The sequence below is a fragment of the Halobacillus alkaliphilus genome (assembly GCF_900113125.1).
In the GTDB taxonomy this organism is placed as follows: Bacteria; Bacillota; Bacilli; order Bacillales; family Halobacillaceae; genus Halobacillus; species Halobacillus alkaliphilus.
In genome coordinates, this window is sequence record NZ_FOOG01000059.1 from 1 (window position 1) to 17340 (window position 17340).

The 17340-nt window shown below is 39.7% G+C and carries 17 protein-coding genes; 16 read left to right on the plus strand and 1 reads right to left on the minus strand.

What is annotated here, in order from left to right:
• Positions 1-579 precede the first annotated feature (579 nt).
• The 7 genes from BMZ06_RS18930 to uvrC all read left to right on the plus strand — a co-directional run bounded on the left by BMZ06_RS18930 (position 580) and on the right by uvrC (position 8380).
• Positions 580-2283 (plus strand): long-chain-fatty-acid--CoA ligase, encoded by a 1704-nt coding sequence (locus BMZ06_RS18930; RefSeq protein ID WP_089754562.1) that lies wholly within the window; start codon positions 580-582, stop codon positions 2281-2283.
• A 107-nt stretch (positions 2284-2390) separates the two neighbouring features.
• Positions 2391-2981: a fatty acid metabolism transcriptional regulator FadR gene (locus BMZ06_RS18935; RefSeq protein ID WP_175477936.1), complete on the plus strand. Its 591-nt coding sequence runs from the start codon at positions 2391-2393 to the stop codon at positions 2979-2981.
• A 14-nt stretch (positions 2982-2995) separates the two neighbouring features.
• Complete coding sequence (locus tag BMZ06_RS18940) at positions 2996-3769, plus strand: enoyl-CoA hydratase (protein WP_089754567.1); 774 nt, start codon at positions 2996-2998, stop codon at positions 3767-3769.
• 17 nt (positions 3770-3786) lie between these two features.
• Entirely contained in the window at positions 3787-4560 is a 774-nt protein-coding gene (locus BMZ06_RS18945) for an electron transfer flavoprotein subunit beta/FixA family protein (protein WP_089754569.1), read from the plus strand.
• Between the two features lie 27 nt (positions 4561-4587).
• The gene (locus BMZ06_RS18950; RefSeq protein ID WP_089754571.1) at positions 4588-5568 is read left to right on the plus strand and encodes an electron transfer flavoprotein subunit alpha/FixB family protein; all 981 of its coding nucleotides are present in this window, start codon (positions 4588-4590) and stop codon (positions 5566-5568) included.
• 136 nt (positions 5569-5704) lie between these two features.
• Positions 5705-6019 carry a thioredoxin gene (gene trxA / locus BMZ06_RS18955; RefSeq protein WP_089754573.1) on the plus strand — a complete coding sequence of 105 codons (315 nt, stop codon included), beginning with the start codon at positions 5705-5707 and terminating at the stop codon, positions 6017-6019.
• Between the two features lie 564 nt (positions 6020-6583).
• Entirely contained in the window at positions 6584-8380 is a 1797-nt protein-coding gene (gene uvrC, locus BMZ06_RS18960) for an excinuclease ABC subunit UvrC (RefSeq protein ID WP_089754575.1), read from the plus strand.
• Between the two features lie 16 nt (positions 8381-8396).
• Here the strand turns inward: uvrC and BMZ06_RS18965 are convergent, their stop codons facing one another.
• On the minus strand, positions 8397-8840 hold the full coding sequence (locus BMZ06_RS18965; protein ID WP_245756046.1) for a YslB family protein: 444 nt from the start codon (positions 8838-8840) through the stop codon (positions 8397-8399).
• Between the two features lie 282 nt (positions 8841-9122).
• On the opposite strand from BMZ06_RS18965, the gene BMZ06_RS18970 reads away from it, so the two are divergent.
• The 9 genes from BMZ06_RS18970 (at position 9123) to racE (ending at position 17225) form a co-directional block, all read left to right on the plus strand.
• Entirely contained in the window at positions 9123-9743 is a 621-nt protein-coding gene (locus BMZ06_RS18970; RefSeq protein WP_089754579.1) for a succinate dehydrogenase cytochrome b558 subunit, read from the plus strand.
• Between the two features lie 42 nt (positions 9744-9785).
• Positions 9786-11537, plus strand: a complete 1752-nt coding sequence (sdhA, locus tag BMZ06_RS18975; RefSeq protein WP_089754581.1) for a succinate dehydrogenase flavoprotein subunit — start codon at positions 9786-9788, stop codon at positions 11535-11537.
• Positions 11538-11552: 15 nt separating this feature from the next.
• Positions 11553-12317 (plus strand): succinate dehydrogenase iron-sulfur subunit, encoded by a 765-nt coding sequence (gene sdhB / locus BMZ06_RS18980; RefSeq protein ID WP_089754593.1) that lies wholly within the window; start codon positions 11553-11555, stop codon positions 12315-12317.
• 128 nt (positions 12318-12445) lie between these two features.
• A complete protein-coding gene (locus BMZ06_RS18985; protein WP_089754583.1) occupies positions 12446-13975 on the plus strand; it encodes a hypothetical protein in 1530 nt (509 codons plus the stop codon).
• Positions 13972-14769, plus strand: coding sequence for a sensor histidine kinase (locus BMZ06_RS18990; RefSeq protein WP_089754585.1), 798 nt, complete (start codon positions 13972-13974; stop codon positions 14767-14769). The genes BMZ06_RS18985 and BMZ06_RS18990 overlap by 4 nt, the downstream gene beginning before the upstream one ends.
• On the plus strand, positions 14766-15416 hold the full coding sequence (locus tag BMZ06_RS18995; protein ID WP_089754587.1) for a response regulator transcription factor: 651 nt from the start codon (positions 14766-14768) through the stop codon (positions 15414-15416). The genes BMZ06_RS18990 and BMZ06_RS18995 overlap by 4 nt, the downstream gene beginning before the upstream one ends.
• A 97-nt stretch (positions 15417-15513) precedes the next feature.
• On the plus strand, positions 15514-15738 hold the full coding sequence (locus BMZ06_RS19000; protein WP_014643940.1) for a helix-turn-helix domain-containing protein: 225 nt from the start codon (positions 15514-15516) through the stop codon (positions 15736-15738).
• A 173-nt stretch (positions 15739-15911) separates the two neighbouring features.
• On the plus strand, positions 15912-16373 hold the full coding sequence (locus tag BMZ06_RS19005) for a MarR family winged helix-turn-helix transcriptional regulator (protein WP_089754589.1): 462 nt from the start codon (positions 15912-15914) through the stop codon (positions 16371-16373).
• Between the two features lie 21 nt (positions 16374-16394).
• Positions 16395-17225: a glutamate racemase gene (gene racE, locus BMZ06_RS19010; RefSeq protein ID WP_089754591.1), complete on the plus strand. Its 831-nt coding sequence runs from the start codon at positions 16395-16397 to the stop codon at positions 17223-17225.
• Positions 17226-17340 lie beyond the last annotated feature (115 nt).

A 17340-nucleotide genomic window follows, 5' to 3' on the forward strand; every position in this document is an offset into this window, starting at 1 on the left:
AGCTCTGTTTAACAACAAGAAAAGACAGCGCCGAAATCTTCATGGTCATTTGGAGGAAGTAAAGAAACAAACCCAGTATCAACTGGTGTGCTTAGCCAAGTAGGGTAACCGTAATGCCAAAGAAAGAAGAACATCGGAAAGCCGTATGAGGGAGAACCTCACGTACGGTTTGATGAGGGGGAGCTGAAAGTAAAAGGGGAGAAATCCCTTTTGAAATCAGTTCTCTACTCTACCACGGAAAGCGAGCCGTTCCCCGCAGGACCTAACTCTCTAACTAGATACCTCGAAACTGAGTCTTCAAGTAATGGGAGCTTTACCTTAAAATCAACCCAGAAGTTTAACAGATCCTATTAAAAACAGTAAACTATAACAGAACCTTTTAATAAAGCGTAACTTAGGGGATGATATTTCAGCCTGCTATGCCATGGAGACGCAAAAAAGCCAGTAGATATCGTACAATATGATTATTATGGAAGACCATTGTTCACAGTTAATTTTTTCAAAATTTAAAATTATATTTCAATTTTTTTTCATAAATCGTTATAATGGATATATAAGACTAAAGGGAGGCAATACGATATGGACACTTTTCAACGCCCCTGGCATGAACATTATCCACCAGAAGTACCTACCACTTTGGAATATGACGAAAAGCCGCTGCATGATTATTTGGAAGCAAGTGCACAGGCATACGGTGAAAAGAAAGCGCTTTATTTTATGGGTAAGGAACTAACCTATCAGCAGATTTATAAGGAATCCCGGTTACTTGCCAGCTATTTACAAGAGAAAGGTTTAAATAAAGGGGACCGAATATCTATAATGCTCCCAAACTGCCCTCAGTCTGTGATTGCATATTATGCTATCCTAATGGCAGGAGGGATTGTGGTCCAAACCAATCCCTTATATATGGAGAGAGAACTTGAGTATCAAATGAAAGATTCTGGAACTAAGATGATCATCTGCCTGGATATTCTTTATCCAAAAGCAGCTAATGTTAAGCCTAACACCCAGCTTGAACATATTATTGTTACCGGTATTAAAGATTATTTACCATTTCCAAAAAACAGGCTGTATCCATTTGTACAGAAGAGACAGTACCAGGTATTAGTAAAGCCGGAACAATCGAGTGACACTCATATTTGGAAGAATATACTAAAAACAGCAAGCGGAAATGTAACACCTGTTAAGATCGATCCTAAAGAAGATTTAGCTCTTCTCCAATATACTGGTGGAACTACTGGTTTTCCAAAAGGAGTTATGCTGACTCATTATAATCTTGTAGTAAATACTCAAATGGCTAAAAGATGGTTGTACAAATGTGAAGAAGGTAAGGAAGTTGTACTCGCCATTCTCCCATTCTTTCATGTATACGGAATGACATCCGTTATGAACCTTTCGGTTATGATGGGAAATAAAATGGTTTTAATGCCTAAATTCGACACAGAAGAAGTGTTAAAGGTTATTGAAAAGCAGCGACCAACTTTATTTCCAGGGGCCCCTACGATTTATATTGCCCTTTTAAATCATCCGAGTCTGGAGAAATATGATTTGTCTTCTATTGAGGCCTGTATCAGCGGCTCAGCACCTCTTCCTGTAGAAGTTCAGGAAAATTTTGAAAGAATAACGAATGGAAAACTTGTAGAAGGATACGGGTTAACGGAGACTTCTCCCACCACTCATTCCAATTTAATTTGGGGACGGCGTGTCAGTGGCAGTGTAGGAATTCCTTGGCCTGATACAGATGCTAAAATATACCGGATGGAAGCCGACGAAGAAGCAGACATCGGAGAAATTGGTGAAATTGTAGTAAAAGGTCCCCAAGTGATGAAAGGCTATTGGAACAAACCTGAGGAGACAGCACAAGTTCTCAGTGAAGATGGGTGGTTCCGTACAGGAGACATGGGACGTATGGATGAAGAAGGTTATTTTTATGTAGTAGACCGTAAAAAAGATATGATTATTGCTGGGGGGTATAACATTTACCCTCGTGAAGTGGAAGAAGTATTATATGAACATTCAGAGATTCAGGAAGCAGTTATCGTTGGTGTTCCTGATCCTTATCGAGGTGAAACCGTCAAAGCGTTTATCGTGAAAAAGCAGGGAAGCGAAATAACAGAAGAAGAGTTAGATGAGTATTGCCGTCAGAACATAGCCTCCTACAAAGTACCTCGTATCTATGAATTCCGTCAGGAACTTCCAAAAACGGCGGTAGGTAAAATTTTAAGACGTACGTTGGTGGAAGAAGAAAAGAGAAAATTAGAGGGTACAGAAAGTATTCAATAAAATTTAAAAGAGTGTTAAATGAAAGTTGACAGATATTTTCCTGGATAGTAGTATAATAGATGAATGACCATTCATTCATTTTCAACAAAGATAGGCAGGAGATTCTAGTGAAAAAAAATAAACCTAAATACAAACAAATTATTGATGCAGCGGTTGAAGTCATTGCTGAAAATGGATACCACTCTTCGCAAGTTTCAAAAATCGCCAAGAAAGCGGGAGTGGCGGATGGTACAATTTATCTTTATTTCAAAAACAAGGAAGATATACTTGTTTCGCTATTCCAGGAGAAAATGGGGCAATTCATAGAGAGAATCCAGGAGGAAACCACTTCTAAACAATCAGCTGAGGAAAAACTTCTTAAGTTAATTGAAACTCATTTTGAGCAGCTTGCTGCAGATCATCATTTAGCGATAGTAACTCAGTTGGAGCTGCGTCAATCCAATTCAGAACTCAGACAAAAAATCAATGAAGTTTTAAAAGGTTATTTAAATGTCATTGATCAGATTGTTCAAGAAGGGGTAGAGGAAGGGCTGTTCCGTGATAACCTAGATCGCCGTCTTGTCCGCCAAATGATTTTTGGAACCATGGATGAGACGGTAACAAATTGGGTTATGAAAGAACAGCGGTATAACATAGTAGACCAGGCAAAAGAAGTCCATAGTTTATTTATCCATGGATTAGCCCATTCCAAAAATTAAAGGAGAGAATTTGGTTGTCAACTCTTACATTACAAGTGAAAGAACAAGTAGCAGAGATTACGATACAGAGTCCACCAGCAAATGCTCTGTCCAGTACTATCCTTCAGGATTTATCAGAAGAAATGGACCGGATAGAACAAGATTCGTCGATTAAAGCCATTTTACTTAAAGGAGAAGGAAAGTTTTTTTCAGCAGGAGCTGATATTAAAGAATTTACCTCCTTACAAGGAGCTTCTGATTATGAAGGATTGTCAAGCAAAGGGCAGGACCTGTTCAACAGAATAGAAAACTTCCATATCCCGGTTGTAGCGGCTATTCATGGAGCTGCGTTAGGCGGAGGCCTCGAGCTGGCTATGGCATGCCACATACGTTATGTAGCAGATGACGCAAAGATTGGGCTGCCGGAAATTAACTTGGGGATTGTACCAGGTTTTGCCGGAACTCAGCGACTGCCAAGATATGTTGGAGCTCCTAAAGCATATGAGATGATATTAACGGGCGTTCCAATATCGGGAAGTGAAGCCGCTTCAGTCGGTTTGGCAAATGAAAGTTTTCCGGGTGAAGAAGTATTTGAACAAGCTGAAAAGCTGGCTCGTACGATTGCTTCTAAAAGCGGACCGGCGATTAACCAGGTGATGAACTTAATCCCCTATGCTCATACGTCTACGTTTAGTGAAGGCGTAAACGCGGAAGCTTCAGCATTTGGAGAAGTTTTTGGCAATGAGGATGCCAAGGAAGGCATTCAGGCTTTTATAGAAAAAAGAAAACCCGAATTTAAAGATAAATAGTCCAGGAGGTTATGTAAATGAATATTTTTGTCTTACTTAAAAGAACCTTTGATACAGAAGAAAAGATAACGGTAGCTAATGGAAAGATTGAGGATGATAGCGCAGAATATATTATTAACCCTTATGATGAATACGCGGTGGAAGAAGCGATTAAGATTCGTGATGAGCATGGAGGAGAGGTCACTGTAGTAACAATTGGTGAAGAGGATGCAGAAAAACAATTGCGGACAGCATTAGCCATGGGTGCTGATCAGGCCGTTCTTATTAATACAGAAGACGATTTAGAGGAAGGAGATCAGTTTACTACGGTAAAAATCCTGGAAGCTTTCTTCTCTGATCGTGATGTAGATCTTATTCTGGGAGGAAACGTAGCTATTGATGAGGCGAGCGGACAAGTAGGACCTCGATTGGCTGAAAGACTTGATATGCCTTGTGTAACGACCATTACAAAAATAGAAATTGACGGAACAACTGTAACGATTGACCGAGATGTCGAGGGAGATGTAGAGAAAGTAGAAACCTCGCTTCCGCTGCTTGTTACGTGCCAGCAAGGTTTGAATGAGCCACGCTATCCATCCTTGCCGGGTATTATGAAAGCGAAGAAGAAGCCATTAGAAGAGCTTGAATTAGATGATTTAGATTTAGAGGAAGACGATGTGGAAGCTAAAACGAAGACTACTGAAATTTTCCTTCCACCTGAAAAGCAAGCAGGTAAAGTTTTGGAAGGTGAAACTGCTGATCAGGTTAAAGAATTAGTATCATTGCTTAAAACCGAAGCTAAAGTACTGTAAATAGAGGACTGGGAAAGGAGAATCGTTATGAGTAAAAAAGTTTTAGTAATTGGGGAAGCTAGAGAAGGATCCCTGCGAAATGTGACTTTTGAAGCGATTGCAGCAGGAAATATAGTGAGTGATGGTGGAGAAGTAGTAGGGGTGCTTTGTGGTGCAGGAGATTTGAATTCAATGGCGCAAGAAATGGTGTACCACGGAGCATCACGTGTAATTACCGTTGCAAACGAAGAATTGAAAACGTATACATCTGATGGGTACGGACAGGCGATTTATCAAGTGATTCAAGACGAATCTCCTGAAGGTATTATAATGGGACACACGGCTATTGGTAAAGATGTGACCCCGAAACTAGCAAGCAGACTAGAATCAGGATTAGTTTCAGACGCCACAGAAGTAGTTGTGGAGGATGGAAATATCGTATTCACACGCCCAATTTATTCAGGTAAGGCCTTTGAGAAGAAGGAAGTTACAGATGGACTTGTATTCGCAACCATTCGTCCTAATAATATTCCTGCCTTAACTCGTGATGATTCTCTTGCCGGAGAAGTCACAGAAAAAGAGGTTGAAATATCAACCATTCGTACCATTATTAAAGATGTTATCAAAAAATCTTCTGAAGGTGTGGACTTATCGGAAGCTAAAGTTATCGTGGCCGGCGGTCGTGGCGTTAAGAGTTCAGAAGGGTTTGAACCTTTACAAGAGCTGGCAGACACCCTTAATGGAACAGTAGGAGCATCTCGTGGTGCTTGCGATGCAGGATACTGTGATTATTCACTTCAGATTGGTCAAACTGGTAAAGTGGTTACTCCAGACTTATATATCGCCTGTGGGATTTCTGGTGCTATTCAACACTTGGCAGGTATGTCGAACTCTAAAGTAATTGTTGCGATCAATAAAGATCCTGAAGCAAATATCTTTAATGTAGCAGATTATGGGATAGTAGGAGATTTATTTGATGTAGTACCGAAGCTGATTGAAGAAGTGAAACAAATGAAAGTTAATGCATAAATTTAACAAAGCCGAAGCCAATTAATTGGCTTCGGCTTTTGTTCCATGTTTAAATAGGGTATAAACAAATTGTTAGTCACTAAAAATAGATAGTGATATACTCTAAACAGAATAAAAGTTCGAGGAGGAATAGAGAATGGCAATTGTAAAAGCAACAGATCAAAATTTCACTAACGAAACAAACGAAGGTTTAGTACTAGCAGATTTCTGGGCTCCATGGTGCGGACCTTGCAAAATGATCGCACCGGTTCTTGAAGAACTGGATGAAGAAATGAGCGATCAAGTAAAAATTGTTAAACTTGATGTAGATGAGAACCAGGAAACAGCTGGTAAGTATGGAGTAATGAGTATTCCGACGTTATTACTCTTTAAAGACGGTAAAGTCGTAGACCAGGTCATCGGCTTCCAGCCAAAAGAACAGCTGGCTGAACTCATCTCCAAACACGCGTAAGAAAAATCTTTTAGAAGGACCGCGTTGCATAGCAGCGCGGTTCTTTTTATAGGAAGGCTTTGTTAAGGTTTAATGTTGATATTTCATAAGAGGCTTATTAAGCAATAGGGACAAATAGTGGAAGACTAAGTTTCGAGATATTGGTTTACCGTGAAGGTCCTGCGGTGGATGACTCGCTTTCCGCGGCCTTACGTCGTGCATAGGGAAAGTGTTCAAATGTGGAATTACCCCGAAAGACACGAACAGCATAAGCCGAGCATCAAAAGGATGGTGTTTTTTCCTTCCGGTGATGAGCGGCTTAATGTCTCGAGTGTCCGGATGATGGAACAAGACGAATTATCTCCTCACCAGCCCTTGTCCATCTAACGTAACGGACCCATTTATCTCGAAACTGAGTTTCCAGTATTGGGAGCTTAACACTGAAGTTTAACAAAGCCTATAGGAAAGAAATTTCTAATGCTCACTTCTAAGGAAGAAAGCACATTGTAATCATTTATTTTTTGTATAATATTTCCTGCGTGTGATACGTTTAATATAGATTTCTAATATATGGAGTGAAATCCTATGAATTCAATAATAAAAGAGAAGCTGGCTGTGTTACCGGACCAGCCGGGCTGCTACCTCATGAAAGATAAAAATGGAACGATTATTTACGTAGGTAAATCCAAAGTTTTAAAAAATCGAGTACGTTCCTATTTTACTGGTGCTCATGATGGAAAAACACAGCGTCTAGTGAGAGAGATTGTAGACTTTGAATATATTGTTACGACATCTGAAATAGAAGCGCTAATTCTAGAAATGAACTTGATAAAAAAATATGATCCCAAATATAACGTTTTATTGAAAGATGATAAAACTTACCCTTATTTAAAAATTACTGCAGAGCGGCATCCCCGTCTGATTGTGACCCGAAATGTGAAAAAAGATAATGGTAAGTATTTTGGACCCTATCCGAACGTAATTGCTGCCAGAGAAACGAAAAAATTGCTGGATCGTTTATACCCCCTTAGAAAATGTAATACAATGCCAGATCGTGTTTGTCTATATTATCACATGCATCAGTGTCTAGGCCCCTGCGAATACCCTGTATCTAAGGAAACGAACCAGGAAATTGTACAGAACATTACCTCATTCTTGAGCGGCGGCCATGCGGATATTAAAAAGGACCTTAAAAAGCGAATGTATGAAGCTTCAGAATCTCTTGATTTTGAGCGAGCTAAGGAACTTCGTGACCAGATTGACCATATCGAGTCGGTTATGGAACAGCAGAAAATGACCATGAATGATCAGGTAGACAGAGACATTTTTGGTTATTCATACGATAAAGGCTGGATGTGCGTACAGGTGTTCTTTGTGCGAAGAGGTAAATTGATCGAAAGAGATGTTGCTTTGTTTCCATTCTTTGATGATCCAGAGGAAACGTTCCTCAGTTATATTGGCCGGTTCTATCTCCATCAGAATCATCCTTATCCGAAACAAGTACTTGTACCCGTCGCTACCAGTACAGAAGTTCTTGAAGGGGTGCTTGAAACCAAAGTACTCATCCCTATGAGAGGGCGTAAGAAAGAACTGGTCGAACTTGCCATGAAAAATGCAAGTATTGCTTTAGAGGAAAAGTTCGCACTTATCGAAAGAGATGAAGAGCGTACCATTAAAGCAGTGGAGGCTTTAGGGGAGCATATGAATATCGAAACTCCACATCGTATTGAAGCATTTGATAACTCCAATATTCAAGGGGCAGACCCTGTGTCTGCTATGGTAGTATTTATTGACGGAAAACCAAATAAGAAGGAATACCGAAAGTATAAAGTGCGTGATGTAAGTGGCCCGGATGATTATGAAACGATGAGAGAAGTGATTCGAAGAAGGTATAAGCGAGTACTTAAAGAGGAATTGCCTCTACCAGACTTAATTGTGGTGGATGGTGGTAAAGGTCAAATGTCAGCTGCCATGGACGTGCTTGAAAATGAACTTGGACTCGATATTCCTTTATGTGGTCTGGCGAAAGACGATAAACATAAAACCAGTGAACTCCTCTATGGAGAACCACCGGCTATTATGAATCTTGATCGTAATTCTCAAGAATTTTATCTTGTTCAGAGAATTCAGGATGAAGTCCACCGGTTCGCTATTTCGTTCCACCGTCAGCTTAGAGGGAAAGGGGCGATTCAGTCTGAATTAGATAAAATTCCAGGAGTCGGACAAAAACGTCGACGATTACTGCTGAGGCATTTTAAGTCTGTGCCTGAGATTAAAAATGCTAATCTACAGGATCTGACTAAATTAGGAATCCCTGAGCCTGTGGCCAATACCATCCTTATCCATTTAAATCAGGAGGAACCAGAGTCAGCTGAAGAATAGATCGCTGGCTCTGTATTTACGTGATCATAGCTATAAGTTCTATGTATTTCTCTTTTGTGTACTTTTCTTCCAGACATTCATAGGTTTGACCTGTGAGTGTCTGAATGGTTTCAGCTAAAAATCCGCATTCTAATCTGTAATCAATGTGAAGGAGGTCCTGGCTTAATCGTTTCTCGATTATATGCCCGGTCAGCCTAAAAATCATTTCTTTTTTCTTTTCTTTGACCAATGAGAGATCTCCCCACCCCATATATTGAAAAAAATCATAAAGTTCATCGAAATTATTAATCATTGTTTTGCGTGCCATGTTTTTACCCATAAGATATAACAGGTAAGGGGCATCCTGGCCAAGGAAATCAGGTAAGGTTTGGTAGCGCATGATATCATAACCTGCACCTGTGGTGACCAGCGATGATATAATATTCTTGTCTATTTTTGTAGATTCTTCCAATACACTCATTCCTTTCTATTTTATTATCACCCGAAATGCGACATGGCGCAATAATTATTGTTTCATTTTATGGAAAGGAAATAAATGTGTATTTTTGAGCATTTTATAGACTGGCTTTCTTGACGCTCCTAGTGGATAGAAGTACAATAAATATGTCACAAACTGTACTTTTAACAGAGGGTGAATGAATACAGGGGATTTGTTTATTATTTTTGAGCGATTGTAAAGCGCTTAACTGTCTGAAAAATTTTCAAATTCATTCTTTCTGTTATCATTTTGAGGGGGGTAAACATGGCGGGAACACGCGGATATGTTAATCGAAGACTACATTCATTATTAGGGGTAGTTCCCATCGGGATCTTTCTGCTTCAGCACTTAACTGTGAACTTTTTTGCAACTCGTGGTCCAGAAGCATTCAATGCAGCAGCTCATTTTATGGAGAGCTTGCCATATCGATATGTTTTGGAAATATTTATTATTTTCTTACCACTATTATTCCATTCAATTTATGGAGTATATATCGCATTCACAGCTAAGAGTAATTTGTCGAACTTCGGGTATTTCAGAAACTGGATGTTTATGCTTCAGCGTATTACAGGTATTCTGACTTTAATCTTCGTAGCTTGGCACGTATGGGAAACTAGAATTGCTATCGGCTTTGGCTGGGCAGAACTTAACTATTCTTTAATGGAAGGTATCCTTACGGAGCCGTTCTTTTTCTGGTTCTACATAGTAGGGGTGATTTCAACTACTTTCCACTTTGCTAACGGTCTTTGGTCTTTCTGTGTAAGCTGGGGAATTACTGTTTCTCCACGTTCACAGCTAGTCATGACTTATGCAAGCATTGTAGTTTTTGTCGCTATATCTTATATCGGTGTACGTACACTGATTCAATTCGCATACGGAATATAATTATACGCAGATATATAGTATTTAAGGGAGTGAGCTTCAATCATGACTAATCGAAATATTATTGTTGTCGGAGGGGGTCTAGCAGGCCTGATGGCAACAATTAAAGCAGCAGAGCAAGGGGTTCACGTAGACCTGCTCTCTATTGTACCTGTTAAACGCTCTCACTCTGTTTGTGCTCAGGGAGGAATTAACGGCGCTGTCAATACAAAAGGTGAAGGAGATTCTCCTTGGGAACACTTTGATGATACCGTTTATGGCGGAGATTTCTTAGCTAATCAGCCTCCTGTTAAGGCTATGTGTGATGCAGCGCCTGGAATTATTCACTTGTTAGATCGTATGGGTGTCATGTTTAACCGTACTCCTGAAGGTCTTTTGGATTTCCGTCGTTTCGGAGGAACCCAGCACCACCGCACGGCCTTTGCGGGTGCTACGACAGGTCAGCAGCTTTTATATGCTCTTGATGAACAAGTAAGAAGGCACGAAGTTAATGGGCTCGTAACAAAGTATGAAAACTGGGAGTTCCTTTCGGCCATTATTGACGATGATGGAGTTGGCCGAGGCGTTATGGGTCAGAATTTAAGTGATCATGAAATTAAAGCATTCCCTGCAGATGCTGTAATTATGGCTACCGGCGGTCCTGGAATTATCTTTGGTAAGTCAACTAACTCTGTTATCAATACAGGTTCAGCAGCAGGGGCACTTTACCAGCAAGGTGTAAGTTACGCTAATGGTGAATTTATTCAGATACACCCTACAGCCATTCCGGGTGATGATAAGCTCAGACTTATGAGCGAATCAGCACGAGGAGAAGGTGGACGAGTCTGGACCTATAAAGATGGAGAACCGTGGTACTTTCTGGAAGAAAAATATCCAGCTTATGGTAACCTTGTACCAAGGGACATAGCAACTCGTGAAATTTTTGATGTATGTGTTAACCAGAAACTTGGTATTAACGGTGAAAATATGGTGTACCTGGACCTTTCTCATAAAGATCCTAAAGAATTAGATGTTAAACTTGGGGGAATCATTGAGATCTACGAAAAATTCGTAGGAGATGACCCTAAGAAAGTACCTATGAAGATATTCCCTGCGGTTCACTATTCTATGGGAGGCATGTGGGTTGATTTCGATCAAATGACTCATATTCCAGGAATATTTGCTGCTGGTGAATGTGATTATACGCAGCATGGCGGTAATCGCTTAGGTGCTAATTCCCTGTTATCTTCGATTTATGGCGGAATGGTAGCTGGTCCAAATGCCGTGAAATATACAGAAGGTCTGGAAACCATATCTGAGGATATGAGTTCAGCACTATTCGATAAGAAATTAAAAGAAGAACAGGCCAAGTTTGATGAGATTATGAAGATGGATGGAGATGAAAACGCCTATCAAATCCACAAAGAGCTTGGAGAATGGATGACTGATAATGTAACAGTAGTCCGTGAGAATGAGAAGTTACTTAAGACAGATGAAAAAATACTTGAGCTTATGGATCGTTACAAGCGGATTAATATTAATGATACATCCCGCTGGAGTAACCAGGGTGCAATGTTTACTCGTCAGCTTTGGAACATGCTTCAGTTAGCGCGAGTGATTACACAGGGCGCTTATAATCGTAATGAAAGCCGCGGTGCCCATTATAAGCCTGAATATCCTGATCGTAACGATGAAGAGTGGCTGAAAACAACTGTAGCGAGCTATGATAAAGAAAATAACAAACCAATTTTCAATTATGAGGAAGTTGATACTTCCTTAATCGAGCCTCGTAAACGCGACTACTCGAAAAGTAAATAAAGGAGGTCATTGATGATGAGCGAAAACAAAACGATTACGTTTATTATTACACGCCAGGATCATCCGGATGAATCTGCCTATGATGAAAAATTCGAAATTCCTTATCGTGAAAATATGAATGTTATATCAGCACTTATGGAAATCCGCCGTAATCCTGTGAATGCGGATGGAAAAACTACCACTCCCGTTTATTGGGATATGGGGTGTTTGGAAGAAGTTTGCGGAGCATGTTCGATGGTTATCAACGGTACACCGAGGCAGTCTTGTACGGCTCTAGTCGATCAGTTGGAGCAGCCGATAAGGCTCGCGCCAATGACGACCTTCCCTGTAACACGCGACCTTGCGGTAGATCGAAGCCGTATGTTTGATTCACTTAAGAAAGTAAAAGCATGGGTGCCAATTGACGGAACTCATGACCTTGGACCAGGACCGAAAATGCCGGAAAGCAAGCGTCAGTGGGCATATGAGTTATCTAAATGTATGACATGCGGTGTGTGTCTGGAAGCATGTCCAAACGTTAATAGTAAAACTGATTTTATCGGCCCAGCTGCTTTGTCTCAGGTCCGTTTATTTAATTCTCACCCTACAGGTGCCATGAATAAAAGTGAGCGATTGCAGACAATAATGGATGCAGAAGGACTTATGGGATGCGGAAATGCTCAAAACTGTGTCCAGTCTTGTCCAAAAGGAATTCCTTTAACTACTTCTATTGCTGCTTTATATCGCGACACAGCTATTGAATCGTTTAAGAGTTTCTTTGGTAGTGACTCAAGAGTATAAGATTATATGGTTAGTAAAACCCCCTTCCTTGTAGTGGAAGGGGGTTTTGCTATGGTATATTTAATGGTTTGAGAGGCTTGCTAGTCATAGTATAATAGATATAATTGATTTTGAGGTAAGGTGATCTTATGCAGAAATTTAAGTGGAGTCACTTGGTTGTATTATTGTTCTTTATTATATCCGCTGGTTACTTATCCGTACTTTCCATTACCCAGCCTTTCCTTGGAATCGATTTGGAAAAACAAGGGGATAACTGGGTAATTACACATATTGACATGGGGAGCTGGGCTGATCGTGAAAATATACCTATAGGTTCAAGCGTTTCCAGTATTGAGGGAAATGCACCGGAGGACCACTTTAGTGTTTCTATGTTTGAGGAACTAGAGTTAGCGAACTCTTTTACCATTCAAACCTCCACACAACCATTCGTTTATGAGAACATCGAGCAGAAAGGTCCTCTTCACTGGACTCTTTTTATCATTATCCCTATTTTATTTTTTCTTTCTATACTGGCAATCGCTTATCTTGTTCATAAACGAGTTCCCAAGAGGTATTCTGCGAATCAGTTAATTATTTTCTTTTTAACTATAGCGACAGGATATTTAAGTAATAGCGGGGCTGTGCGGGATGATTTGTACAGCATATTTCTAAACACTTCTTTATTCTTAGTGGCTCCTGTCATTCTCATGCACTTTTTATACAATTATTTTCAAGAGCTTAATATTTATTGGTTTTCTAAGAAAATCGTCTATTCTTTATACTTTTTTGTCATTGCCGTTTCCAGTTTAGAAGGATTATTTTTATATAGTCATAATTATCCTGATGCTTTTGGTTCTATCCCTGGATGGCTGCTTATGGTACTTTACACTTTTTTATTTAGCGTCATTTATAAAGGTCTTTATATTTATAAAGAATCACCCGTGGGGTCCATTTTCAAATACATGAGTGTTGGTATGACTGTCGCTTTCTTTCCCTACATTTGGCTGTATCTTGTTCCTGCTTTACTTTTCGGTGTGAAAATTATATCAATTGAAGTAGGGGCTTTTTTCTTAGTAGCCCTACCTATAACATTTATTTATCTAATTACTCGCGAACGTCTAATTGATATAAACTTTGTGATCAGCCGTGTTCGTTACTATGCTTTATTGTCTATTATTCCTAGTTTGCTTTTAACGCTTGGAATCACCTGGCTGATGGAAGCAATACCATCTGAAGTTACTTATGTTCAGATTTACTTACTCATTCATATATGCTTTATTATGTTTCTTTCCATAAAGGAAGTATTGGATTTCCGTTTACAAAGGTATTTGTTTTCGGCGCGGTACAGCTATCAGGAAAGTATGCACCGAATGTCTAAGGACATGAAAGATCAGTCGAACGCAGTTGATTTGATGAAAGTCATGCGAGACGAAATTAGAAATGTAATGAATGTTAAAGAAATTTATATCTATTCTAAGCATAATAAAAAGAATATGTATTGTGTGTATGACCAAATTCCCGATGATATTTTAAAACACTTTGACCGCGAACTTATCAGTTATAATTATGATATTGGCTCCATTATAGAAACTGAAAAAGGGTTCGGCGTTATTGTCGGATATTCTTTAGAAAAATTAACAATGCTCTGGTGTAAAGGAAAAAAGATTATACTAACTTGAACCGTGACGAAAAGACCTATCTTCAGACGATATCCCATAACGCTAACATTGCCATTGAAAATATGAATCTTATTGAAGATCTGGTTAAAGAATTGCAAACTCTTAAAAGTGATAATACTCAAAAGTACCCAACATGGTTATCTCGTCTGCTTTTCACGATTGCCGAAAATCAGCGGAAGCAACTGTCTATTGATCTTCACGATACAGTTCTACAGGAACAACTATATTTATACCGTAAGATGGATGATTTAATTGCGCATCGCCATGCTTTGGAGCCAACACTTCAAGCAGAATTAAATATGTACAAGGAATCGTTGCTTGATAGTATTCACTTAATTAGAGAAACTTGTAATGAACTAAGACCTGCTTTCATAGAAGAGCTAGGTTTAGTGCAATCATTAAAGAATCTAATTCACCAATATCAATTACGCTCAAATTTCACGGTATATTTTAGAAGTGATGAATTTAAGGCTGGCTTAGACCAGGAGCGTATTCTTGCCATCTTTCGTGTTGTTCAGGAATTGCTTACCAACGCTATGAAACATTCTGAAGCTAAAATAGTAAAACTATCATTATCAAATGATGAGGAACTAGTCCACTTATTTTACTCAGATAATGGCCTCGGGATGGATTATTCTTTTAAGCGTGATCTATTTTCACACATCGGGCTGTCTGGAATTGAACAGCGGGTAAACGGACTGAATGGAAATCTTGAAATTGACACAGCACCAGGTGCTGGATTTAGAATGACGATAACTTTTCCTTATGGAGTTAAGAAGGAGGTTCATGTATGACTAGAGTATTAATTGTAGACGATCATCCGGCAGTTGGAGCAGGAACTAAAGCTATGCTCGAGCAAGAAAGTGATATGAAGGTAGATGTTATTGACCATTGGGATAAAGTAGAGGACCTTCTCAAGCAGTATTTGTACGATATTTTGTTACTTGATTTATATATGCCAGGGATGAATGGAATTGAACTTGCCAAGCGAATACGTAAACACTATCCGGATCTAACCTTGCTAATTTATACAGGGTTTGATCTAAGTACTCACTTTAACATGCTTGTGGAAGCAGATATTAATGGTTTTGTAAGTAAAACAGCGGCGAGTGAACAACTCGTTACTGCTATTCGTTGTGCGCTTAGGGATGAAGTGGTTATTCCCCTCCATCTCTTTAAACAGTTAAGGCGTTCCGAAGCAAGTGTCAGCCAAACGAATGAATCGCAGGAAGGATCAGGGCTTTCTTTAAATGAAAAGGAACAGTCGATTCTTAAAGAGGTAGCTTCCGGATTTACCAATCGGGAAATTGCTCAAGCGCTTCATATGTCGCAAAGGAGCGTAGAATACACACTTACTGGCATTTTTAATAAACTTAATGTACGATCAAGAACAGAAGCTCTGTTTAAAGCCCAGGAACTCGGGCTTGTATCTAAATCATAATAGGGTGACACACGACAGCCTGTTGAGTCATACGATAAATTGACTAAATAATTCCCCTCAATCCTCATGCTCAAGGACAACAAGGAGGGGTACGCTTGTGAAGGAGGAGGGCTATCGGCCAACACAAATTCTAACCAAGCGGGAGCGAGAAGTTTTCGAGCTTCTGGTCCAAGACAAGACAACAAAGGAAATCGCAAAAGAGCTCTTTATTTCAGAGAAAACTGTGCGGAATCACATTTCAAACGCCATGCAAAAGCTAGGGGTGAAAGGACGCTCACAGGCAGTTGTAGAACTGCTTCGTATGGGTGAACTGGAACTTTAAGTCTCCATAGAACAGCAAAGATATGGTTTGTTTGAAATGGGAGGACCTTTCAGGTATTGCAATAGGTAGCAGTACCTGAAAGGGTTTTTAATAAGGAATAATTTTTATCTTGAATTTTTGTCTATTAACAACGAGAATGAGACATACAGAGAAATTCGTTAGGAGTGCTGAATGTGTCCAATCAATTACAAGCGTCCATTATAGCTGATGTAGAAAAAGAGCTCAGATACATATCTGGAATTATCAAACAAAGAGGACGAGTAATTTTAAATCACTATCCTATTACCGCTCCCCAATTCGTTGCTTTACAGTGGTTACTTGAAAAAGGGGACATGACCATTGGTGAATTATCCGATTATATCCATCTTGCATGCAGTACCACTACTGATTTAGTGGATCGCATGGAAAAAAACAAACTGGTTGAAAGAGTTAGGGATTTAAAGGACCGCAGAGTTGTTAGGATACATGTTCTTCAAAAAGGTGAACAAATTATCCATGAGGTAATTGAAAAGCGTCAAGATTATTTAAAAGAAGTGTTGAAAGATGTTCCCACAGACGATGTGGAAACATTAAACAACTTATTGCATGTCCTTCATGAAAAAATGCGTGACGCTGATCAGGAGCAATTTGATTAAGAATTAAAAGAGGGATGTTACGTGAAACAGCAGTCGATTGGTGTTATTGATTCAGGTGTAGGTGGATTGACAGTAGCTCGTGAGCTCATGCGTCAATTGCCCAAAGAATCTTTCATTTATTTAGGAGATACCCGAAGGTGCCCGTATGGCCCTAGATCTGAAGAAGAAGTCCGGGTCTTTACTTGGCAAATGGTAAATTATTTGTTAGCTAAAAATATTAAAATGCTTGTGGTAGCCTGTAACACGGCTACAGCTTATACACTATCAGAACTGCAGGATGAACTTGATATACCTGTGGTTGGTGTTATTGATCCGGGAGCAAGAGCAGCTATTAAATTTAGTAATAATAAACGTATTGGAGTTATTGGCACAGAAGGAACAATAAAGAGCAAGGCTTATCCTGAAGCGTTAAAGTCCATTGATCAGTCTATCAAGGTCAATGATCTAGCTTGTCCGCCATTTGTGCCTATGGTTGAAGAAGGCATTCTTTCTGGACCTGAAGCGGAAGGAATTGTCGCTCGCACTTTGCGGCCTTTAAAAGCTATGAATCATATTGATACCCTAATTTTGGGCTGCACCCATTATCCTTTGATCAAAGATCTGGTTCAAAATGAAATGGGAGATCATATTCAAGTGATAAGTTCCGGAGAAGAGACAGCAAGAGAAGCGAGTTTCATGCTTGCTTATCATAAAATGCTGGAAAAAGGAAAAGAGCCGCCTGTCTATGAATTTTATACAACAGGGGATGTAGAAAAGTTCCGAACCATTGCAAACAGCTGGTTCGATGCTCCGGTGGAAATCGTGAGGCTTGTAGAATTAGAACACGTTCAAAGCACTGCTTATTATGGATAAGTGGTGCTTTTTTATCATTCATCAGCAGAAGACTCCCTCTTCAAGCGCCGTGTCGAAGACCGGTGGTAAGGGGGAGATGAATGCCGTTGCCGTAAGGCGAATGCCTTTGAATATT

Excerpts from the sequence above, each read along its gene's own strand:
- sdhA (WP_089754581.1), top strand. The coding sequence starts at position 9,786 with ATGACTAATCGAAATATTATTGTTGTCGGAGGGGGTCTAGCAGGCCTG.
- BMZ06_RS18995 (WP_089754587.1), top strand. The coding sequence starts at position 14,766 with ATGACTAGAGTATTAATTGTAGACGATCATCCGGCAGTTGGAGCAGGA.
- trxA (WP_089754573.1), top strand. The coding sequence starts at position 5,705 with ATGGCAATTGTAAAAGCAACAGATCAAAATTTCACTAACGAAACAAAC.
- uvrC (WP_089754575.1), top strand. The coding sequence starts at position 6,584 with ATGAATTCAATAATAAAAGAGAAGCTGGCTGTGTTACCGGACCAGCCG.
- sdhB (WP_089754593.1), top strand. The coding sequence starts at position 11,553 with ATGAGCGAAAACAAAACGATTACGTTTATTATTACACGCCAGGATCAT.
- BMZ06_RS18945 (WP_089754569.1), top strand. The coding sequence starts at position 3,787 with ATGAATATTTTTGTCTTACTTAAAAGAACCTTTGATACAGAAGAAAAG.
- BMZ06_RS18930 (WP_089754562.1), top strand. The coding sequence starts at position 580 with ATGGACACTTTTCAACGCCCCTGGCATGAACATTATCCACCAGAAGTA.
- BMZ06_RS18965 (WP_245756046.1), bottom strand. The coding sequence starts at position 8,840 with ATGAGTGTATTGGAAGAATCTACAAAAATAGACAAGAATATTATATCA.
- BMZ06_RS18950 (WP_089754571.1), top strand. The coding sequence starts at position 4,588 with ATGAGTAAAAAAGTTTTAGTAATTGGGGAAGCTAGAGAAGGATCCCTG.
- BMZ06_RS18970 (WP_089754579.1), top strand. The coding sequence starts at position 9,123 with ATGGCGGGAACACGCGGATATGTTAATCGAAGACTACATTCATTATTA.
- BMZ06_RS18985 (WP_089754583.1), top strand. The coding sequence starts at position 12,446 with ATGCAGAAATTTAAGTGGAGTCACTTGGTTGTATTATTGTTCTTTATT.